General features: G+C 62.1%; 21 protein-coding genes. 13 read left to right on the forward strand and 8 right to left on the reverse strand.

Annotation, left to right across the window (positions count from 1 at the left end; genetic code table 11):
- Position 1: 1 nt before the first annotated feature.
- Together VES88_15475 and VES88_15480 are read right to left on the reverse strand one after the other, a co-directional pair.
- The gene (locus VES88_15475) at positions 2-1219 is read right to left on the reverse strand and encodes a glycosyltransferase (GenBank protein HYN82888.1); all 1218 of its coding nucleotides are present in this window, start codon (positions 1217-1219) and stop codon (positions 2-4) included.
- A gap of 4 nt (positions 1220-1223) precedes the next feature.
- Positions 1224-2420, reverse strand: coding sequence for a hypothetical protein (locus tag VES88_15480; protein ID HYN82889.1), 1197 nt, complete (start codon positions 2418-2420; stop codon positions 1224-1226).
- 343 nt (positions 2421-2763) lie between these two features.
- On the opposite strand from VES88_15480, the gene VES88_15485 reads away from it, so the two are divergent.
- The 7 genes from VES88_15485 (at position 2764) to VES88_15515 (ending at position 9154) form a co-directional block, all read left to right on the forward strand.
- The gene (locus VES88_15485; protein HYN82890.1) at positions 2764-3582 is read left to right on the forward strand and encodes a Ku protein; all 819 of its coding nucleotides are present in this window, start codon (positions 2764-2766) and stop codon (positions 3580-3582) included.
- Positions 3579-4283: a DUF72 domain-containing protein gene (locus VES88_15490; GenBank protein HYN82891.1), complete on the forward strand. Its 705-nt coding sequence runs from the start codon at positions 3579-3581 to the stop codon at positions 4281-4283. The genes VES88_15485 and VES88_15490 overlap by 4 nt, the downstream gene beginning before the upstream one ends.
- A gap of 330 nt (positions 4284-4613) precedes the next feature.
- Positions 4614-4952 carry a hypothetical protein gene (locus VES88_15495; GenBank protein ID HYN82892.1) on the forward strand — a complete coding sequence of 113 codons (339 nt, stop codon included), beginning with the start codon at positions 4614-4616 and terminating at the stop codon, positions 4950-4952.
- 195 nt (positions 4953-5147) lie between these two features.
- Positions 5148-7316 (forward strand): penicillin acylase family protein, encoded by a 2169-nt coding sequence (locus tag VES88_15500; GenBank protein HYN82893.1) that lies wholly within the window; start codon positions 5148-5150, stop codon positions 7314-7316.
- 327 nt (positions 7317-7643) lie between these two features.
- Positions 7644-8069 (forward strand): YciI family protein, encoded by a 426-nt coding sequence (locus VES88_15505; protein HYN82894.1) that lies wholly within the window; start codon positions 7644-7646, stop codon positions 8067-8069.
- A 225-nt stretch (positions 8070-8294) separates the two neighbouring features.
- On the forward strand, positions 8295-8669 hold the full coding sequence (locus tag VES88_15510) for a helix-turn-helix transcriptional regulator (GenBank protein HYN82895.1): 375 nt from the start codon (positions 8295-8297) through the stop codon (positions 8667-8669).
- Positions 8666-9154, forward strand: a complete 489-nt coding sequence (locus VES88_15515; protein HYN82896.1) for a hypothetical protein — start codon at positions 8666-8668, stop codon at positions 9152-9154. The genes VES88_15510 and VES88_15515 overlap by 4 nt, the downstream gene beginning before the upstream one ends.
- A 95-nt stretch (positions 9155-9249) precedes the next feature.
- Here the strand turns inward: VES88_15515 and VES88_15520 are convergent, their stop codons facing one another.
- Entirely contained in the window at positions 9250-10161 is a 912-nt protein-coding gene (locus tag VES88_15520) for a metallophosphoesterase (protein HYN82897.1), read from the reverse strand.
- A 5-nt stretch (positions 10162-10166) separates the two neighbouring features.
- Positions 10167-10763, reverse strand: coding sequence for a hypothetical protein (locus VES88_15525; protein ID HYN82898.1), 597 nt, complete (start codon positions 10761-10763; stop codon positions 10167-10169).
- 146 nt (positions 10764-10909) lie between these two features.
- Here VES88_15525 and VES88_15530 point away from each other — a divergent pair, with 146 nt between their 5' ends.
- From VES88_15530 to VES88_15540, 3 genes are all read left to right on the forward strand, one after another.
- Positions 10910-11434, forward strand: coding sequence for a LiaF domain-containing protein (locus tag VES88_15530; protein ID HYN82899.1), 525 nt, complete (start codon positions 10910-10912; stop codon positions 11432-11434).
- A 62-nt stretch (positions 11435-11496) separates the two neighbouring features.
- Entirely contained in the window at positions 11497-12777 is a 1281-nt protein-coding gene (locus VES88_15535) for an RNA polymerase sigma factor (protein HYN82900.1), read from the forward strand.
- Positions 12774-13025, forward strand: a complete 252-nt coding sequence (locus tag VES88_15540; protein ID HYN82901.1) for a CPXCG motif-containing cysteine-rich protein — start codon at positions 12774-12776, stop codon at positions 13023-13025. Before VES88_15535 ends, VES88_15540 begins: the two co-directional genes overlap by 4 nt.
- Before the next feature lie 23 nt (positions 13026-13048).
- Here the strand turns inward: VES88_15540 and VES88_15545 are convergent, their stop codons facing one another.
- On the reverse strand, positions 13049-13987 hold the full coding sequence (locus tag VES88_15545) for a dihydrodipicolinate synthase family protein (GenBank protein ID HYN82902.1): 939 nt from the start codon (positions 13985-13987) through the stop codon (positions 13049-13051).
- A gap of 150 nt (positions 13988-14137) precedes the next feature.
- Here VES88_15545 and VES88_15550 point away from each other — a divergent pair, with 150 nt between their 5' ends.
- The 3 genes from VES88_15550 to VES88_15560 all read left to right on the forward strand — a co-directional run bounded on the left by VES88_15550 (position 14138) and on the right by VES88_15560 (position 15344).
- On the forward strand, positions 14138-14482 hold the full coding sequence (locus VES88_15550; GenBank protein HYN82903.1) for a metalloregulator ArsR/SmtB family transcription factor: 345 nt from the start codon (positions 14138-14140) through the stop codon (positions 14480-14482).
- On the forward strand, positions 14466-14936 hold the full coding sequence (locus VES88_15555) for an SRPBCC domain-containing protein (protein HYN82904.1): 471 nt from the start codon (positions 14466-14468) through the stop codon (positions 14934-14936). The genes VES88_15550 and VES88_15555 overlap by 17 nt, the downstream gene beginning before the upstream one ends.
- 129 nt (positions 14937-15065) lie before the next feature.
- On the forward strand, positions 15066-15344 hold the full coding sequence (locus VES88_15560; protein HYN82905.1) for a UBP-type zinc finger domain-containing protein: 279 nt from the start codon (positions 15066-15068) through the stop codon (positions 15342-15344).
- Between the two features lie 112 nt (positions 15345-15456).
- Here VES88_15560 and VES88_15565 read toward each other — a convergent pair whose 3' ends face one another.
- The 3 genes from VES88_15565 to VES88_15575 form a co-directional block, all read right to left on the reverse strand.
- Positions 15457-17595, reverse strand: a complete 2139-nt coding sequence (locus VES88_15565; GenBank protein ID HYN82906.1) for a TonB-dependent siderophore receptor — start codon at positions 17593-17595, stop codon at positions 15457-15459.
- 92 nt (positions 17596-17687) lie between these two features.
- The gene (locus VES88_15570; GenBank protein ID HYN82907.1) at positions 17688-19016 is read right to left on the reverse strand and encodes a hypothetical protein; all 1329 of its coding nucleotides are present in this window, start codon (positions 19014-19016) and stop codon (positions 17688-17690) included.
- A gap of 40 nt (positions 19017-19056) precedes the next feature.
- Positions 19057-20127: an AI-2E family transporter gene (locus VES88_15575; GenBank protein HYN82908.1), complete on the reverse strand. Its 1071-nt coding sequence runs from the start codon at positions 20125-20127 to the stop codon at positions 19057-19059.
- Positions 20128-20137 lie beyond the last annotated feature (10 nt).

Below are 20137 nucleotides of genomic sequence, written 5' to 3' on the forward strand. Positions count from 1 at the left end.
GCTACTCCCGATCCCGTGCCAGAGCGAGCAGATGATCCGCCACGCACGAAGCGCCATTGAGATCGAGACGACTGCTCCCGTTGCGGCGAGGCTGCGCGAGCGCGCGCGTCATTGCCCTGGCCAGGGTGTTCGGGGTCAGCTCTTCGGACTCCAGCGCGGTGACGAGCCCCAGCTGCGCCAGCCCAGCCGCTCGCACATGCTGCTCAGCGTCCACTCCCGACCGGCCGCGGCTCCCGTGCTCTCCCGCTCGCCACGTGCGCGGAACGAGCACCGATCGCGCTCCGGTGGACATGATCTCGGCCGATGTGTTGTATCCGCCCATCGCTACAACCAGATCGGCAGCGGCCATAGCCGAAGGCATGTCTGCGAGGTGATTCCTTACGGCAACTCCACGGCGTCCCGAGGCCGCGTGCACGATGGCCGCACGGTCCGACGGTGACATGAATTCGCCGGCGACAACGACTGCGGGGCGATCAGGAAACTCGTCCAGCGCCCCGATGAATGCCTCGAGCAACGGCCTGCCGTCGCCCCCTCCTCCGACTGTCGCGAGGAAAAAGCCCGCGTCCACTCCCAGCTCGCGACGCACCGTTTCAGGATCGCTGCGCGCCAGTCCGGACTCGGTGACGTAGCCGCAATAGGAGAGTCGATCGGCAACCGTATCTGAAAGTCCGTAAGCCTCAACCGCATCCAGAACTTCGCGCACGCCGTACACGAGCACCTTGTCGTAGTAGCGCTCGATGATTCCGTAGATTCCGTCGCGCTCCCAGTCGCGCTGGACTTTCTTCGGCGGGTCAACGACGTCGCGCAGGCCGAGCACCGTTTTCGTCGGGCGGTGCCGGAGCTCGCGAAGTGTCGGAAGCAGCTCGAGTCGCGTCCCGAGCGGAAAGTTGTCCACGAGCAGAACGTCGGCGCCGAACAGATCGAGGGCGCACCGCGTCAGCTCGCCTCGCATTGAAGCCAGCTCGGCTACGCCGATACCGAGCGTCGGCGGCTGGGTGCCTTCAGTTCCCGACGTGACGATCGTCGGGATCTTGATCGTGTCTGCATTGGGTGGAAGCTCACGAAGCAGGTGCGTCGCCGGAGAGCCGGTAATCAGCAGGAGAGCGGAGCCGGGTTCCTTCTCCGCCAGCGCCTGGAGAATGCGCGAGCTTCTCCGCACGTGTCCGACGCCGTACGCGTCGTGCGTGAAGACTGCAATGCGTGGAGCGCGAGAGGGCATCGCGCTACGCTGAAGCTTCTAGAAGCCAGTCATCCGGCGGCTCGGATTTCCCGGCCTCCAATGAGACCGGTTCGAGCACTTGCTGCAGATATCTGCCTGCACGCTCGAGACCTTTCATGTCCATGCGATGCCGGACGCGCGCGGCTGGGGAAGGGCGCTCGAGCCATTCCGATATCGCGGCGGGAGAGAGGCTTTCGGGGTCCAGCCATTCGATCAGGCCGAGGTCCGCCAATCTCCGCGCACGGATGAGCTGTTCGCGGCGAGGAGCAATCCGCGGGATGATCAGCGCATGCTTGTCTTGCGAGACGACTTCGCAGACGCTGTTGTATCCACCCATCGTTATGACCCTGTCGGCCAGTGAGAGCAGCGCCGCCGGCTCACTGATCAGGTCGAGAACGTGGAACTGCGCCGGCCGCCGGCTCGCGCGGCGGCAGAGCGCCTCACGCTCCCTCGCCGGCATGAACGGCCCGGTGAGGAGAACACCGACATAGTCCTTTGGCATTTCAGAATCGACGAACGCCTGGGCGATGCGCATTCCGTCCTGTCCGCCACCCACCGTGCACAGAACAAAGCGGGCACTGTCGAGCAGTTTCACCGCGAGTGTGTCCGCGTCCCCGGCTCCCTGGGTATCCGGGGAAGGAGCCGGATTCAGGTAGCCGGTGAACCGCGCCTTTCGTGCGACAGTCTTCGGAAACTCGTACTCGGAGAGCAGGTCGAAAACGGCGGGATCCCCGTAGATCCAGATCCCGTCGTAGAACTGCTCGATCATCTCATGATTTCCCGCACGTGCCCATTCAGACCGAACCGTTTCCGGCTCCTCGAGGATGTCGCGCAATCCGAGGATCAGCCGCGTCCCGCGCTCCTTGAGCATTTCCAGGCATGGGGCGAGCTCGCCGAGGGCGCCGCGCGGGAGGTGATCGACGATCAGGACGTCCGGCGAAAACTGAGAGAGGGCGGAGGTGATGACGTCGCGCCGCAGGCGAATGAGCTCGTGAAGACCGATCCGGAGGCGCCGCGGCGAACAATTGCCGTCGGCATCCTTTCGCAGCGCCGGAAGGCTAAGGCAGTCGACGTTGTCGGGGAAATCGAAGATGCCTGCTTCGCGCGCCTCAGTGAGCATGAGGAATGATCCAGCCGGGTACCTCGCGGCGAATCTGCGGACGAGGAGGAGATTCCTCCGCATATGGCCCAGGCCAACCATGCCGGGCGAATACAACGCGATTCTAGGATTCAGCTTACTGCTCCCGCCACTTCGGCTCTCGGTGCTTTGCCCCTCCGGTGCACCAAGCCCGCGAGCAGCGCTGCTTGTTCCGACGCTAGAGCATCCCAGTTACACGCGGAGACTCTGCGTCATTCTGTTGATTGTTACCACTTCGTGACTGTAACGCTGCACAGCACATGCCGTAACGGGCTTGCGGACGCCCGTGTCACATCACAAATATTAGAGTGCTGAAGTTTCCAACAAAATATCGTTGCGTATTGCCCGTGCGGCCTCTTATCGTACTTTGGCTGCCCGGCCAGTCAGTCCTCTAACCCCAACTCCAATGGCTGCACGCTCTATAGCTAGCGCGACGATCTCCTTCGGCCTCGTCTCGGTTCCAGTCAACGTCTACTCGTCTTCCGAGTCGAAGTCGAGCGTCTCCTTCAACATGCTGCACAAGGACTGCGGCGGCCGGTTGAAGCAGCACTACACATGCACGAAGGACAACGAGGTCGTAACCCGCGACAATACGGTGAAAGGGTACGAGTTCGCCAAGGATCAGTACGTGATCCTGACGCCCGAAGAGCTGAAGGCACTCGAGGAGAAGGCAACGAGCACCATCGACATCGTCGAGTTCGTTCCGATGACGGAGGTGGACCGGGTCTACCTCGACAAGGTGTACTATCTCGGGCCGGACAAGGGTGGCGATCGCGCCTACCGGCTGCTCGTCGAAGCGTTGAAGACGAGCGGGAAAGCAGCGCTGGGTCAGTACGCCGCGCGGGGACAGCAGCATCTCGTCCTCCTTCGGGCGCGCGATGGCGTTCTCGTGATGGAACAGCTTCACTACGCTGACGAAATTCGTCCGCCGAGTGAAGTTCCCGTTCCGAACGGCGATGTGAAAGACGCCGAGCTGAAGCTGGCGATGATGCTGATCGATCAGACTGCGAACGAGTCCTTCGAGCCGACCAAGTACAAGGACACGGTGCGCGAGCGGGTTCTGGAGACGATTCAGCGCAAGGTGGAGGGTCAGGACATCACATCCGAGGTCGCGCCCAGCAATGGAGGCGACAAGATCCTCGACCTCATGGAAGCGCTGAAGGCGAGCCTTGCCAAAAAGGCCACACCCGAAAAATCGGAGCGCAGAAAGCAGAAGGCCTCGTGAAGGTCCTTGCTGGGACTAGCGGCTACTCGTTCAAGGAGTGGAAAGGAACGTTCTATCCGGCCGACCTCAAGTCAGCCCAGCTGCTCGGCTTTTACGCTTCGAAGTTTCCGACGCTCGAGATCAACAACACCTTCTACCGGCTGCCGAAGGAGCACGTCCTGCTCGAGTGGGCGTCGCAGGTGCCCGAGCAGTTCACGTTCTCGCTGAAGGCGAGCCAGAGGATCACGCATCACACGCGGCTCAAATCGGAATCCGAGTCGCTCGTCCGGTTTCTTCTCAAGAACACATCCGTGCTCGGCGAAAGGCTCGGGCCGATTCTCTTTCAGCTTCCGCCGAACCTGAAGAAGGACGTCGAGCGGCTGAAGAATTTTCTCAGCTACCTCCCTGCCGAGCGGAAATACGCGTTCGAGTTCCGGCACGAGAGCTGGTTCGACGACGAGGTGTTCGCGGTGATGCGGGACCGCGATATCGCGATGTGCGTCGCCGAGCAGGCCGAGTTCAAGTGTCCGGTGGTTTGCACGGCGTCGTGGGGCTACTTGCGGCTTCACAAGCTCGACTATGACCAGAGCGCGCTTGAAGAGTGGGCGAAGTGTGTCACGTCACAGGGCTGGAAGGAGGCATTCGTGTACTTCAAGCACGACGAGGGCGTCGGCTCGGGGCCACCGGCGGTCGAGGCTTTCGTCAAGGCGGGACAGGCGTGAAAGGCCGGCATCTATGACGAAGGTTCAAAGAGATTCGGCGGATTATCCGGATTGAGTCTTACCGGCTTAAGCCTGGTGCCCACACCCGACCGTTTCTCTTTTTGTTTTGACAACAACACAACTCGACATGCTGAGTGGCGTTTCGCCTGCCTTGGCGCCAGCTCGGAGACACTCCGGATAATCAGTCGAATCTCTTCGAACCCTCCGTCACCGATGCCGAAAAAGCACCAACTCATGTCACAAATTTTTTTGTAGCCGGACCGGGTTGAAAGTTCGAAAACGGCACGGTGTCTGCGGCATTCTCCTCTGATTCACCAATAAGGAGGGAAGATGGCGAACATTGAAAACCGCAAGGAAACGGACCTGGGAACGACGCCCAGCGGCACGTTTTCGGGGGACTGGAATCGCGACCGCGGATGGTGGCGTGAGAACTTCAGGAATCGCCCCTACGCAATGGCGGACCGCACTTTCGAGGACTACGAGCCTGGATACCGGTACGCGTACCAGTCGTATGGTCTCTACCGGGGCCGGAACTTCACCGACGTCGAGCCCGATCTTCGCAGCGGGTGGAATGCGTTCGAGGGACGCGGCAAGTCCACGTGGGAGAACGTCAAGGACTCCGTTCGCGATGCGTGGGACAAGCTGACCGGCAAGGAGACAGGGATCTAAACGGCAGCAGCAACTCAGAAAACCACAGAGCCGAGATCTCAGAGGCATGGTCAGCGAGTTTCGATGTTACTCTCGCAACTCGCCGACTACGCTTCCGGGATCGCGGATCTGTGATTTTCTGAGTTGATTTTGCAGTTGATCTCGTAGTGAATCGCCCCTGACGCACCCCGACAATCGTCGCGCAGATTTATTCGCATGCGAACAATCATGCGCGCCAGCGTGGCGGGACTCATTCTCGTCAACGCTTTTCCCGCGGCCGCTCAAGCACCCGACCCCGAGCTCTGGCGTCAGGTCGAGATCATCCGCACTGCTCACGGCGTGCCGCACATCCGCGCGGAAAACCTTCGCGCCGCCGGCTACGCGCTGGGGTGGCTCCAGCTGGAGGACTACGGACCGCGCGCCGCATTGATGGCTCTGCGGGCCCGCGGCGAGATGGCCAGAGTCTTCGGCCTCGACAGCATCGAATCGGATTTCGAAGACCGCCGCAACCGCAGCCGGACAGCCGCTACGTACCCTCGTCTCGAGCAGGCAACGCGCGACGTGTACGAGGGCTTCGCCGCGGGAATGAATCGCTACATCGCCCTGCGCGCGGAGGAGTTTCCGGCGGGGATGCCGGCAAACTTCACGGGGCACGATGTCGCGGCGAGGGACATGGGCGGCGCCGCGAGCGGGGGCGACGCGATCGACAGGTTTCTCGCGCGTCTGAAACCGCCATCACGACGCGACACGACGAGACAACCAGATGGTGAGGGCGACGCCCGGAGTGCGGAGGTAATCGGCTCCAACGCGTGGGCGTTCGCGCCCTCGCGCACGAAATCAGGCAAGGCCATCCTCCTTCGCAATCCACACCTCCAGTGGACGGCCGGATACTACGAAGCGCACATCACTGTGCCCAAAGTCCTCGACTTCTATGGCGACTTTCGCATCGGCGGTCCGTTCAGCCAGGTAGGTGGCTTCAACCGCTTCCTCGGCTTCGCGACGACGAACAGTCAGGCCGACCTCGACGAGTTCTACGCTCTCGACGTCGATCCCGCGAAGACCGATCACTATCTCTTCGACGGAGCTTCGATCCCGGTTACGCGCGAGCTCATCACCGTCGAGTTCAAAAACGGCGACGGTATCGGAACAGAATCGCGTGAGCTGTGGTCGACGCAGCTCGGTCCGGTGATTTATCGCGGCAACGGCAAGATCTACATCGTCAAGGCCGCAACCGAAGGAGAGTTTCGCGCCGGTGAGCAGATGCTGCACATGATGCGCGCGACTTCGCTGGCTCAATGGAAGGATGCGATGCGGCTACGCGCGCGTCCGACGTCGAACTTCACTTACGCCGACGGGGCGGGGAACATCTTCTATCTATGGAATGCGTCGTTGCCGGCGCTTCCACATGCGCCCGGTGGTGATACCATCGCTTTCCCGGCGCGAGGGATGCGGGACGTGTGGACGCGGTACGTCCCCTTCGATTCGCTCACGCAGGTTCTGAATCCAAAGGGCGGGTACATCCATAACGAGAACGCCTCGCCGCATTTCACCAACATTCGCGGCCGCATCGATACGACGAATGCGTACCCGAATTTCGAGAAGCCGCGCCTTTCGCTTCGCAGCCAGCTCGGCCTCGAGCTGGTCGGCGGCGACAACAAGGTGTCGCTCGAAGACGTCATCAGGATGAAGCACAATTACAGAATGCTCCTCGCCGACCGTGTGAAGCCGGACCTCATCGCGGCGGTGAGGGCGACCAACCCGACGGGAGACGTCGCTTCAGCGCTCGTGATGCTCGAGAAGTGGAACAACACCGGCGCGGCCGAGAGTCGAGGCTCGACACTGTTCGAGGTCTGGTGGCAGCGGTACTCGTCGCGGCCGGGCAGCAACGCTCAGGAGCGGCGTGTTCCGGATTCGCTTCTGTTTTCGACGGTGTGGACTGCCGCCCAGCCGACTACCACGCCGCGAGGGCTCGCGGATCCGACCCGTGCAGCACAGTCATTCGCGTGGGCTGTAGCGGAGACGACGCTTCTGTATGGAAGCTGGGACAAGGAGTGGGGTGAGGTGCATCGTGTTCGACACGGCAGCGTCGACGTGCCGGTCGGCGGATGCGCCCTCGGCTGTTTTCGAGTGCTTGGCTTCACGCGCGCTCCCGACGGCAAGCTCGTTGCGAGCGGAGGCGATGGCTGGGTGCTGGCCGTCGAGTTTGCCGACGTCCCGCGCGCGTACTCGGTGCTCGCCTACGGCGAGAGCGCGAAACCCGAGTCACCGTGGCACGCGAGCCAGGCAGCGATGTTCGCGAAAGGCGAGATGAAGAAGGTCGCGTTTACCGTGCGCGATGTCGATGCGAGCGCGGTCGCGCGATATCGACCTGGCGAGAAGCGCTGAGGAGGCTCTTAGAACTAAAATCGGGATCATAGGGTCGGGAATCGTCGGACAGACGCTCGGGCCAATGCTCGCAGCCCCGTGTGGGTGCGCCTCTACGCTGCTCTGGGAACGCCGATGTTCAACTTCAGGATTGCTCGTTAGATCCTTGGTGCGCTGACGAGGAGCTAGCCCGGGAGTTGCGGACGAATCGCGGCTCCGGGCGGGAACCAGAAAGAAAAATCGTAAACCTTGTCGATTTCTCTCCCGGTCGTTCGACGTACTTGTAGAGACCAGGTAGAGCGGGTTGAAGCCAGGTCCGAAACCCGAAACCGAACAGGAGATACGACAATGCGGTTCCTAGTGCTGGTGAAGGCGAACGCGGAGAGTGAAGCCGGCGTTCTGCCCGACGAGAAGATGCTGACCGAGATGGGGAAGTTCAACGAGGAGCTGGTCAAGGCCGGCGTGATGCTCGCGGGCGAGGGGCTTCAGACGAGCTCGAAGGGCGTGCGAGTGAAGTTCGACGGCAGGAAGCGCACGGTTACCGACGGTCCGTTCGCCGAAACGAAGGAGCTCGTCGCCGGGTTCTGGATGTGGCAGGTGAAGTCGAAGGAGGAAGCGATCGAGTGGCTGAAGCGCGCGCCGTTCCATGGAGGAGAGGAAGTCGAGATCCGACAGATTTTTGAATCGGAGGACTTCGGAGAGGCATTCACGCCCGAACTGCGGGAGCAGGAGGAGCGGCTGCGCCAGCAGGCCGCGTCCAACGCTCAGCGATAACGGAACAGGCTGCGTAGAAGGTCGCTGCCGCGGCCGCCTTTCACCGAAGAGGAGACAGAAGCGGTTGCGAATCGGGTGTATGACCATCTGTGGCAGAGAAGTGCCGGCGGACGGGATCTGCGCGTAGCCTAAACCGTCCATGAAATCGATGGCATCCTGGCCGCTGCTCCCGTAAGGCCGCCCTTCCCGTCTTGCGTTGGATAGCTAATACGCTATCATGATAGCATGAACGCTATCAAGGACTGGGTGCCGCTGCTTCAAGAGGCGAGAACACGAGCCGCCCTCACCCAACGCGAGCTCGCCCGCCGGGCCGGAACCGCGCAGTCCGTCGTCGCCCGGGTCGAGCGCGGCCAGACCAGCCCCACGCTCGAGACCCTGGCGCGGCTGCTGGCAGCGACCGGCTTCAACCTCGACGTCGAGCTCGTTCCCCGACCCACCGCTGATCCGCTGATCGAAGCTTTCAAACGCGATATCGACCGGTCGTTGCTGCGCCGAAACCTCGAAAAAACCGTAGACGAACGAGTGAGATCGCTCCAGGCGCTCGCTCGCCTCGCCGAGGAAGCCAATCGCGCCGGACGAGTCGCTCGAAAGAAACGATGACCGATTTCGCCCGGCTGCTTGGCGCTCTCCATAAGACTGGCGTCGAGCACATCATCATCGGCGGCGTGGCAGCGACAGTCCACGGCTCCAGCCGCCTCACGCAGGACGTCGACGTCTGTTACGCCAGAACCGACTCCAATCTCGATCGCATCGTCCGCGCGCTGCGTCCGCTCAAGCCCTACCTGCGTGGCGCCCCGCGCGGCCTTCCGTTCCAGTGGTCGGCCGCAACGCTGCGAGCGGGTCTGAATTTCACCCTCACCACAACTGCCGGCGACATTGATCTGTTTGGCGAAGTGACTGGCGGCGGGCGTTACAACGATCTGCTCGCTCACACAATCGACGTCACACTCTTCACGCATCGCACCAGGTGTCTGAACCTGGACTGGCTGATCGCCACCAAGCGCGCCGCGGGGCGCCCGCGCGACCTCGAAGCGATCGCCGAGCTCGAGGCGCTGCGCGAGGAGATCGGAGGGATTGGACCCTGAGCATCATTTGACGGAAGGGGAACCTACCCCCGCTTCGGCGGAGGCACTCCGGTCTCAGCCCGCTGGCCCGCTGGCCCGCTGGCCCGCTGGCCCGCTCACTTTCTGGCGATCACTCCCCTGTCCACGACGTTCCCAGAGCGACTGATCGCCAGATAGTACATCTCCTTGTCGGTGATCTCGGCCAGCAGGAACGAGCGATCCCTGTCGAAAGTGGCATCTGTCAGCGGACCCTGGCGCGTGTCGCCGGCGCGCAGCTTTGCCGCTCCGCCAACCGTGAAGTGGTAGATGCCCTTCTGTGGCTTGAGCCGTTCGTATACATGCTCGTGGCCGGCAAACACCACCTGCACGCCATGCTTGACGAATAGAGGCTCGAGGATGGCGGGAAGCTCGACTTCCGGACCACGGCGCGCCGTGGTGTAAAGCGGATGGTGGAAGTACGCGATCTTCCAGTCGGAGCCCGACGATGCCAGCTCTCTCTCCAGCCATTTTCGCTGCTCGACGTCGAGATAGTTGCTGTCGATGACGAAGAATCGCACGTTCCCTTTCTTGAAGGTGCGATAGCGGGCGCCGTCCAGATTGTAAGGCTTGAAGTAACGCTGGTTGGGATCGTCGTGATTGCCGAGGGCAGCGTGGAACTCCACCTTCGCGTCAAGCAGCGCCTTGTACGGCTTGATGAACTTCTTGTCGAAATCCTGAGGCCGCTCCCGCCCGTAGATGTTGTCGCCGAGCATGATGGCAAAGGTGAACGGAAACCGCTGGCGGTACCGCTCCATCTGCGCGCCCACTTCGTATTGTGGCGTGTCGCCGGTGCCTCCGTCGCCCATCACGAGAAATCGTACTGATCCAGGCCGCAGCGGAAGGTCCGGCTGTTGAGCCTGCGGAGCCGGTTGCGCCTGTTGCGCCTGTTGCGCCTGCTGCGCCTGTTGCGCCTGCTGCGCCTGTTGCGCCTCGAGAGACGCCGGCCAGCAGATGGCCATGACGACGACAAGGCGGATGAGTGGCGTCACGATGGTCAGCCTCCTGTTGGAACCGCGTTGGGCATGAAATCGAGTATCAGGTTCGCTTCGATGTCCCGCAGAAGGAGATAGTCCTGGGCGATGCGATATTCGACCTCCTTCGGCAGCTGGGGCAGCAATGGCAGCAGCGCCGGAGGGAATGTCGCAAGCGGATACGACGTCGGGTAAATCTGATTCACTGTTGGGACGAAATCCGGAAGCTCCTCCTGCTGATCTTCGCGGGTTTCCTGCACCGGCTCGGAGCGGCGGCTGTACTCCTCTTTGATAAGCGTGGCAAGGACGGTCGCCACTTCGGGCGTGAAGATGTCGCCTTGTTTCGCTCCGGACCGCTTGGCGATTATCGCGTTCCCAAGCGCGGCCGCGCGGACGGTAATCTCCGCCTGGCTATTCGTCGGATCGAGCTCGCCGACGGAGTCGGCGAGCTGGTTCCGGAGCGCGACATATGCGTCGACCCGCTTACCGAAATCTGCGAACACCGCCGCAGCGGGATCGACGCGCGACGGCTCCCGCTCGTTACAGGCGGTGCCGGAGGCTAGCAAAGCGCCCGCGATACCGAGTAGCGTGAGCCCGCGGCGCTGGTGTGTTAGTGACACGCTCTTCCTCCGTTAAAGGGAAGGTCAAAGGCCGATCCGCATCGTATCGCAATAGACGGCACTCTGCCAGTTCGGTGCCCGGAAGACCCGAATTCCGGGCATCCCTGTCGGAAGCCTCAAAGGGGATACCGGCGGTTTAGCTTTCAGTGAAACTCACGGCACGCGAAATTCGTCCGACCATTGTGACCCCTCCTTATCGCGTCCGTCACACCGCCGAACACGGCGTCCTGGTGAGAACTCTCCCCGAGGATCTCATCCCGGAGCTGAGCCGAGTCGTGGCCTGGTGGACGACCGAAAAACGCGAGGGGGAATGGGTTGTCCCTCGGGAGTTCAAGGCGTTCGCGTGCATGGGGACTGTCGAGCTCGACCTCACCTACGCACGAATGGGCGCGGGGATCAGCGACATGGAGCTCAACGGCTTCATGGCGAATATCGAAGTGACGGTTCCCGCCGACATCCGCGTTGAGTGTGACGGCGACGGGATGCTCGGCAATTTCGACGTCAAGCGCATCGGGAATGCCGATCCGCCCCCCGATGCACCCGTCCTCAGAATCTCGGGAACGGCCTATGTGGGCTCGATTACGATCAAGATCGTCGATCCCAATGCGCCCGGGTGGGCGGAGAGGCTGAAGGCCCGGTGGGAGTCTCTCAAAGTCAAAGCAAGCGTGTAAGGAGACCGGCGCCCTGTGCAACGGGCTTGCATCGGGGAATGAAGATGGTGTGATTGGAAATCGTGACCGTTTCCGATGCGCACCGCGCCATCGACGCCGTGTGGAGAATCGAGTCCGCGAAGCTCATCGCGGGTCTCACGCGGATCGTGCACGACGTTGGTCTCGCCGAGGACCTCGCTCAGGACGCACTCGTCGCTGCCCTCGAGAAATGGCCCGCCTCTGGCGTTCCCGACAACCCCGGCGCCTGGCTCATGGCGACGGCGAAGCACCGCGCGATCGATGCGCTGCGCCGGAACAAGTTGCTCGACAGGAAGCACGAACAGATCGGCGTTGAGCTCGAGGCTGAGCAGGCGATGGGGGTGCCCGACCTCGACGCCGCGATCGACGATAACGTCGGCGACGATCTCATCCGTCTCGTTTTCATATCGTGTCATCCGATTCTCTCGACCGAGGCCCGTGCTGCGCTCACGCTGCGTTTGCTCGGCGGCCTCACCACCGATGAGATCGCGCGTGCATTCCTCGTCCCCGAGCCGACAATCGCGCAACGAATCGTTCGCGCCAAGCGGACGCTTTCCGATGCACAGGTTCCCTTCGAGGTCCCGCGTGGCGGGGAGCTCGATGCGCGTCTCTCCTCGGTGCTGGAGGTTGTGTATCGCATTTTCAACGAGGGATACTCGGCGACCGCGGGTGACGACTGGATGCGCCCCGCGCTCTGCGAGGACGCGTTACGACTCGGGCGCATACTAGCCGGGCTCGCGCCGCTGGAGCCGGAGGTGCATGGGCTCGTTGCGCTGATGGAGATTCAGGCGTCGCGGATCCGCGCGCGCACCGGGCGGAGGGGAGAACCCATACTGCTGCTCGATCAGGATCGAGCGCGTTGGGACTACGTGCTCATTGGGCGCGGACTTGCCGCGCTCGAGCGAGCGGAGATTCTGGGCGGCAGGCTCGGGCCGTATGGATTGCAGGCGGCGATCGCCGCCTGTCACGCGCGAGCCAGAAAGGCGGACGAAACCGATTGGGAACGGATCGCATCCCTGTACGATGAGCTTCTGAGGCTCACTCCATCGCCTGTGATCGAGCTCAACCGGGCGATGGCGGTGGCGATGGCGTTCGGCCCGGCGGCGGGACTCGAGCTCGTGGAGCCGCTCGAGTCGGAGCCCTCACTCAGGAAATACCATTTACTGCCCAGCGTGCGGGGAGATCTCCTGTCGAAGCTCGGGAGGCTGGATGAGGCGCGCAAGGAATTCGAGCGCGCTGCATCGCTCACGCGAAATGAGCGTAAGCGTGAGCTTCTGCTCGAGAGGGCGCGTGCGTGCGGCTTGGCGGATGTTCCCGCCGCATGAGCAACAACGGGCAGAATGGCGATTCGGACCTCGATGCCGATTTTCCTCTCGGAGATGGCACCGTGGATACGACGGCCGATGTCGTCTGTCCTTACTGCGGCGAGACTGTGACGATCGCCGTCGATCCCGGCGGCGGCCCCGTGCAGGAGTACGTCGAGGACTGCGAGGTCTGCTGTAATCCATGGGCGGTGAAGGTGCGGTTCGTCGATGGAGTGCCGGAGGTTCTTATCGCTCCCGTCGACGAGTGAGGGTCTTCCTCTAAAACACCGGGTTATGCGGCCGCCGTCGATCTCTCGAGTCCCGGCATGGTAAAGCCGGCATGCACGAGATCCTCGAGCAGTGAAGTGTTCTGTTCTGCCGAAAGCTCGACGAGCGGGGGACGTACGACCGCCCAGTCCGCATCGCCGGTGTAGCTGGCGATCGCGGCTTTGAGCGCGGGGATCATTGGATATTTCGCGAAGACACCACGAATCTCATTGAGCGCCGACTGCTGTTCGTCTGCATCGGCCGCCTGCCATGTGGCGAAGAGCCGCGCAATGGCGGCCGGGTTCACATTCGCCGTGGCGCTGATGCAGCCCGCTCCCCCATTCCGTAGCCCCTGGAGCAGGAAGGTCTCGCTTCCCGGAAAGACGTCGAAAGCTTGCTTGCCGAAGTTGTCGAGATACGCCTTCGTGTTGCTCCAATCGCCCGAGGAATCCTTGACGCCCGCGATGATCTCCGGATACGCCTCGAGCAGTCGCTCGATCAATGGAACCGTGATCGCGACCTGTGAAACCGGCGGGATGTTATAGAGGTAGATGCGCAGGCGATTGTCGCCGACGCGCTCGATCACCTCGGCGAAGCTTCGGAAGAGTCCCTCCTCGCTCACGCCTTTGTAGTAGAACGGTGGGAGCATCAGCACTCCCGCGCAGCCGACTTTCGTCGCATGTGCCGTGAGCCGAACCGAGTCCGTCAGCGCGCAACAACCGGTGCCCGGCATCATGCGCGCCGGGTCCACTTCGCTGTCAACGAGTCGGTCGAGGAGCTCGATTTTCTCGTCGACCGCCAGCGAATTCGCCTCGGAATTCGTCCCGAATACAGCCAGGCCGACATTCTGCGACAGCAGCCAGCGGCAATGCCTGGCCAACCGCTCCGGATCGGGGGAAAGATCCGCGTTGAAAGGGGTGACGACCGGTGCCAGGACGCCCGTGATGCGCGCTCTTGTGTTCACGCTCTGCTTTCGATCATCTATGGGCTCGTAACCATCTGTGGTGGAAATATTCGGTGAGGACTGATCAACTGCGCAAGCGGTTGACAGCATTTGCCGTCTGGTGTATTATACCATATGGTTAAATACGCTACGGGCGATCGGCGGCTCTCAGTGGAACGACTGAACCTCGCGTTCGGCGCTCTAGCCGATCCGACACGGCGGGCGATCCTCTCCGGGCTTGCTTCCGGCGAAGCTTCTGTGTCCGATCTGGCGAGACCGTTCAAAATGAGCCTTCCTGCCGTCTCGAAGCATCTCAAGGTCCTGCAGCGCGCGGGGCTCGTCACGCAGGGGCGCGAGGCGCAGTGGCGGCCGTGCCGGCTCGAGGCCGCACCGCTGAAGGAGGTCGCCGACTGGGTGGAGCGTTATCGCGTTTACTGGGAGCAGAGCTTCGACAGTCTCGAAGACTATCTACTGAACGTCCAATCAAAGGAGAAGAAACGTGGCCGAAAGAAATAGCGACACAGTGACAGCGAACGATCGAGAGCTCGTCATCACCCGCGTGTTCGATGCGCCACGCGATCTCGTGTGGAAGGCCTGGACGGAGCCTGAGCGAATCAAGCAGTGGTCGGCTCCGAAGGGCTTCACGATTCCCGTGGCCGAGGGTGAGCTCAGGCCCGGTGGCGCGTGGAAGTCCTGCATGCGGAAGCCTGACGGGACTGACTTATGGCTTGCCGGCGTGTATCGCGAGATAGAGGAGCCGAAGCGGCTCGTGTTCACGCACGCGTGGCTGGATGAGCACGGGGATCCCGGCCCGGAAACTGTCGTCACGGTGACTCTCGTCGAGCGCGGGGGGAAAACGGAGATGACGTTCCGTCAATCCGGTTTCGATTCAGCGGATTCGCGCGACGGTCACGCCGGCGGCTGGAACGAATGCTTCGATCGGCTGGACGAGCTGCTCGCGCGCAGGTAATCGTCGCGGACCCGGACGTCTGACCTCAGGTGCCTAATGGCAACATTGCCATTAGGCACGCGAGAAAAGGGTGCGGAGCGGCGCGAATAGTGCGGCAATTCGTTCCGTCCCGCGCTGACGCAGAACACCATGACAAACTGCATCCACCTCGATTCGATTCGTCCCGTTCAGCCGCGAACGCCGCAGGGTTGCGAGGAATGTCTCAAGACGGGGTTGACCTGGGTTCACCTTCGCCTCTGCATGACCTGTGGCCACGTCGGATGCTGCGATAATTCTCAGGGCAGGCACGCCACGGCGCATTTTCACGCGAGCGCCCACCCGATCATTCGGAGCTTCGAGCCGGGGGAAGACTGGGCGTGGTGCTACGTGGACGAGCTGTTCATCGAGCCCGCACCCATGCCTGCCTAACAAACCCGCCACCTCGCTTCCGCCGATCAACCAGACTGAAGGCGCAGGCGCTCCGGAAGGGTGTTTGACGACGGCGCGGATCGCGCGGCGCCGTCGCGGTCCCGCAAGTACTCTAAAATCCCGTCGTGACTGAGAACCGGAGCGTTCGCGGAGCACCCGGGCTGATGTTGTTATTGTTGTTTGCCGTGGGGTAGTAGCGCGCGTTGAACACGTTCTCGACGTTGATCTGCGCGCGCAGGTTGCGACCGAAAGCATAGTAAGCCGCGCCGTCGAGCTTCGTAAACGCGGGCAGCGTAACCGTGTTGTCGATTGCCGCGAACGATTTGCTCTGGTGAATGATTCCGGCGCCGAGTGCCACGCGGTCGGTCAGTCTCACGCGGTTCCACAGCGACGTCGCGGCTCGCGGAACGAGTGGTACCCGCGCTCCGCGTGGCGCAGCGGTCGTAGCGCTGCTGATGAACGCGTTCTGCCAGGAGTACCCGCCTGCGACTTCCCAGGCCTGTGTAAGCTCACCACGCAAGTCGAGCTCGAATCCATTCGTCCGCTGGCTACCCGTCTGAAGTATCCGCGCCGGGTCCGTGGGATCGTTCGCCCGAGTGTTGTCGCGATCGAGGCGATATGCTGCGGCTGAGAATGCGAGGCGATCGCTCACGTCCCATTTCAGGCCGGTCTCATAATTGACGAAGCGCTCCGGCTCGAGCGCCCGCGTCACCTCTGTGAGCGCCGAGAACTGATCACCCGAGCTCGGGAGGTACGAAACGCTGGCGGAGCTGTACAGTGAGATTGGCGCACGAGGCTTGTAAACAAGTCCGACGCGCGGGGAGATCATCCCGTCCTGACGGCTGAGCGAGCTGTCATCGCGGTTGTTCTGAAAGTCGATGTCGAAGCTCTCGTATCTGAGTCCTGCGACAATCTGCCATCGCTGCGAGAGGCGTATCTGATCCTGTCCATAGAGTGACAGAACGGTATTGTCGACGTGATTGTCGGCGTCGGTCGCGCTCTGCCTGAACTCCAGCGGCGCGGATATTGTCGGGCTCGATACGGGCATCGACGTCGCCGTTGCCGTGCCGTTGAAGTATCCCGTGCGCCGGAAATTGTCGGTCGATTGCCTTCCTGCCTCGGCACCGAGCACCATCGTGTGGTTGATGCGGCCCGTGAACACCGGCAGCACCGCGTCGGCCTGCGTGAAGAAATTTCTACGCGTCGTCGCATTGTCGTACGCCGAGATGCTGACCGTGGTGCCGGTCGCACTCACTGCGCCGGGGAAAACGTTGCTGTAGAACTTGTCGTACCCGGCGAACCGAGTCCGGCTCGTGAGGATCACGCCGGCCGGCGCTTGATGCGTGATCGTAGCGGTTGCAGCGTTTACTCTGGCGTCCGAGTGGCTCGCCCGCGGGTCTCCGAAGAACGTCGAGCGGTTTGCCTCGAAAGGGCGACCCTCGAACGACGGAATTCCGCGATCCGCCGTCCGATGATCCTGGAAATGCTCGTATCCGACGGCGACACTCGTGTTCGGTCCGCTGAAACTGAGCGTGGGATTCACTCCGTAGCGCTCGAGATCGACGCCGTTCCGAAACGACCGGGATGACTGATACATGCTCGTCAGGCGGGTAGCCATCGAGGGGGACAACGCCTGGCCGAGATCGGCCGAGAAGCGCCTGTGGTCGTACGCTCCGACTTCGGCGCTCACGTCCCGCACCGTGTTGAAGTCGGCCTGCTTCATCACACGGTTGATGACTCCGCCGCCGCCGCCTCGTCCGAAGATCATCGCATTCGGGCCCTTCAGCGCTTCGACGCTCTCGACGTTGAAGATGTCGCGGAAGTACTGGACGTCGTCACGCACACCGTCGACGTAGAAATCCGCGGTGGAGCTGTTGCCGCGCAGTATCATCTGGTCGCGGTTTCCCTCGCCCTGTCCCGCCGTGATTCCGGGGATATAGCGCGCGACGTCCGCCAGACTCTGCATGCCGCCGTCGCGGATCATCTGGCTCGAGACGACCGACACCGACTGCGGCACGTCGCGAAGAAGCACGGGAGACTTGAGCCCCGACCTGTTGAGTCCCGGGACGTATCTGCCTCGCGTCGCCCTTACCGCGACCGGCTCGAGTTTCTGCGCGCGTCCGGTGTCGGCGGGAGTGACTTCCGGGGGCGCGGTACTATCGGCGGGGTTTTTGGGGGTCTCCTGCGCTGCAGCGGCGGCGGCGAAGGAGACAGTCAATACCAGGCAGGCGACTGAAGCGGTCAATCTCATTTCTGAAGGGCTCGTTGGCGAATCCCGAGCGCATCTTTCGGGATTCGCGCAACGTAAGGATCGACGCGGTCGAGGTCAAGTTGACCGCTCGGCTATCTGAGAGAAGCGCGCCCCACGAGCCGCTCGAGCACTGGATCCCTGTTCGCGAAATACTGGCTCGAGCTGAGCTCGATTTTCAAGTCAGGCTCGATCCACTCGCGTTTGTCGCCGGGGATGTTCTCGTGGTACCGATTCGAGATGCTCACCATCGCGCCGCTCCACGGCAACGCGAGGTTGTTTTCTTCGCCCACGAAGTTTGGCTTCGAGCTGCTCGGCTCGCCGACGAATACGGCGCGTGTGCGCCGGTCGAGCTGCGCGATGAAGTTCTGCGCCGCGGAGAACGTGTTGCGGCCAGTGAGCACGTAAAGCTTTCCCGACGGAACGTCTCGCTCCCATGTAGTGAGCGCGTCGATGATGGGCGGATACAGGTACGAGTTGCCGCCGTTGTTGTGCCTGACATCGAGAATCACGCGGCTTGGCCGCTTAGCGGTAAGCTCCTGCTTGAGCGCCGCGCCTGACTGACTGAGTGGTTCCGTGTCGCCATCCCTCACCTGGTTGAACTGTACGTAAAATGCTCCGTCGGAGAGAGAACTCATCCAGAAATTCTTTTCCACTTGCCGCAACCAGATCGGTGGCGCAGGAGCTCCCGGAAGCCTGGACGCCATGAGCTTAGGCACTCCCTGCATCCTTGGCGGAGGTCCGCTTGCGAACTTCAGCTTGTGCAGGCGTCCCGCACGATCACGAAGCGTGACCGGAATGCTGTCGGATGTTACTCCATCGGCAACCGATTCGATCACGCCGCGGAGATTGAGGAAAGGCGGTCCGATCCAGCGATAGCCGAAACGATTGTCGGCGCTGATTGCGGGCTTCATCCGCTCGAGGATGACCGCCGACGAGGTGTTGCCGATCGATATCAGCTTGCTGCCGATCCATCCCTCGTGGCCGGCGCTGGCGTCGATGACGAAAAGCCCGTCCGAGAACAGATAGAAGCGGAGTGGAATCACGCTTCCGCGAACGCGCTCGGCGCCGAGGGGCAGGACGTACGTGTGACCGTCGCCGACGTGCGCGGCGAGCCGCTGCATCTCGAAAAGCACACGCTCGTCGCTGAACCTCGGAACGTTCCGCGAGAGATCCGCCGCCGCTTTGACCAACGACGCAGGAAGCGGCTTCGATTTGTAGATGTAGTGCTGTTTCCGGAGCTGTTCAAGCCAGAACGCGATGTCGTACCTCCACCCATTCACCCTGTCGGCCGGAACAAGTGGGGCGCCGGGAGTTCGCGTCTTCGGCGTCTGGCTCATCAACAGGGCCGGAACAATCAGGATAGCGGAAGCGGTGATGGTGAACACCGCGCGGGGCAGGGAAGCTGGTGCGAGTAGCCTCATAGGTAATCGTCCTTCCTCTTGTGGCGAGGGTCCGATTTACCTACGGCGTTACATCTCCCGAGGGTTCATTCGAGCCTGACGGGCGATCGCTCATCAGCTCCGCCATCCATCTCGACTCTTCAAAGCTCTCGAGCAGGAGCTTCAAACCAATCGACAGTGGAATCGCGATCAAGGCGCCCAGCGGCCCGAGCAGCCATCCCCAGAAAAGCAGCGAGAGCACCACCATCAGCGGCGAAAGGCCAAGGGTCTGCCCGACAAACCTTGGCTTGATGACGTTGTCCACCAGAAAGTTGATGAGGGTGTAACCGCCCAGAACAATGAAGGCGCGCGCAAACCCGAACTCTATCAACGTGAGAAGCGCGGGCGGGATGAGCGCGATAATGAACCCGATGTTGGGGACGAAGCTCAGGAGAAAGGAGAGAACTCCCCAGAGAAAAGCGAAGTCGACGCCGAGGGCGAGAAGCAGAGCGGTATTGACAACCGCTGCAGCGAGCCCGAACACCGCGTTGATCAGCACGTAGCTCTTGATCCCCTCGCCAAGCTTGTGAAAGCTCTCGAGCACCGGAGGATTCGATGCGAATGCTGAACGAAGCTTGGCGGGAAAGCCGATGGCTTCGAGCATCATGAACGCGATCAGCAGCGCAAGAATGAGCAGATTGCCCGCCGTCTCGGTGAGACGCCGGATGATCCTGACGGCGTACCCAACCAGATTGCCGGGCTGGAAGGTCTCCACCGAAAAGATGCGGCTCGAATCAATCGGAATGATGCGCAGCTTCTCGGTGAGCGTTGCCTGCAATGCGGCGATCTTTGGCTGGTATTCCGGAAGCTTGTCCTGAAGCTGGAGGAGCGAGATCCAGACGAGCGCCACGAGCAATCCGAGCACGACTAATCCAGCGACGATTCCCGCGGTGGCCGCCAGAGTTGGATTGACACCACGTTCGCGCAGCCATTCCGCCGCAGGACTCCAGGCGATCGTAATGACGAGGGCGATCACTACCGGCGCGAGGATCGGCGCGGCTACTCGCATCCCGGCGAGCACAGCGACTGCCGCGGCCGTGGCGAGAAGCATTCGGCCGATGGGTGAGAAGCTCCCGCGATCGGGGGGGGCCATGTGAGGGGGA

Source organism: Gemmatimonadaceae bacterium (assembly GCA_035633115.1).
In the GTDB taxonomy this organism is placed as follows: domain Bacteria; phylum Gemmatimonadota; class Gemmatimonadetes; order Gemmatimonadales; family Gemmatimonadaceae; genus UBA4720.

Coding starts and splice junctions, on each gene's coding strand:
- VES88_15475 (HYN82888.1), bottom strand. CDS start 1,219: ATGCCCTCTCGCGCTCCACGCATTGCAGTCTTCACGCACGACGCGTAC.
- VES88_15505 (HYN82894.1), top strand. CDS start 7,644: ATGCGGTTCCTAGTGCTGGTGAAGGCGAACGCGGAGAGTGAAGCCGGC.
- VES88_15565 (HYN82906.1), bottom strand. CDS start 17,595: ATGAGATTGACCGCTTCAGTCGCCTGCCTGGTATTGACTGTCTCCTTC.
- VES88_15500 (HYN82893.1), top strand. CDS start 5,148: ATGCGAACAATCATGCGCGCCAGCGTGGCGGGACTCATTCTCGTCAAC.
- VES88_15515 (HYN82896.1), top strand. CDS start 8,666: ATGACCGATTTCGCCCGGCTGCTTGGCGCTCTCCATAAGACTGGCGTC.
- VES88_15560 (HYN82905.1), top strand. CDS start 15,066: ATGACAAACTGCATCCACCTCGATTCGATTCGTCCCGTTCAGCCGCGA.
- VES88_15485 (HYN82890.1), top strand. CDS start 2,764: ATGGCTGCACGCTCTATAGCTAGCGCGACGATCTCCTTCGGCCTCGTC.
- VES88_15540 (HYN82901.1), top strand. CDS start 12,774: ATGAGCAACAACGGGCAGAATGGCGATTCGGACCTCGATGCCGATTTT.
- VES88_15510 (HYN82895.1), top strand. CDS start 8,295: ATGAACGCTATCAAGGACTGGGTGCCGCTGCTTCAAGAGGCGAGAACA.
- VES88_15480 (HYN82889.1), bottom strand. CDS start 2,420: ATGGTTGGCCTGGGCCATATGCGGAGGAATCTCCTCCTCGTCCGCAGA.
- VES88_15570 (HYN82907.1), bottom strand. CDS start 19,016: ATGAGGCTACTCGCACCAGCTTCCCTGCCCCGCGCGGTGTTCACCATC.
- VES88_15575 (HYN82908.1), bottom strand. CDS start 20,127: ATGGCCCCCCCCGATCGCGGGAGCTTCTCACCCATCGGCCGAATGCTT.
- VES88_15495 (HYN82892.1), top strand. CDS start 4,614: ATGGCGAACATTGAAAACCGCAAGGAAACGGACCTGGGAACGACGCCC.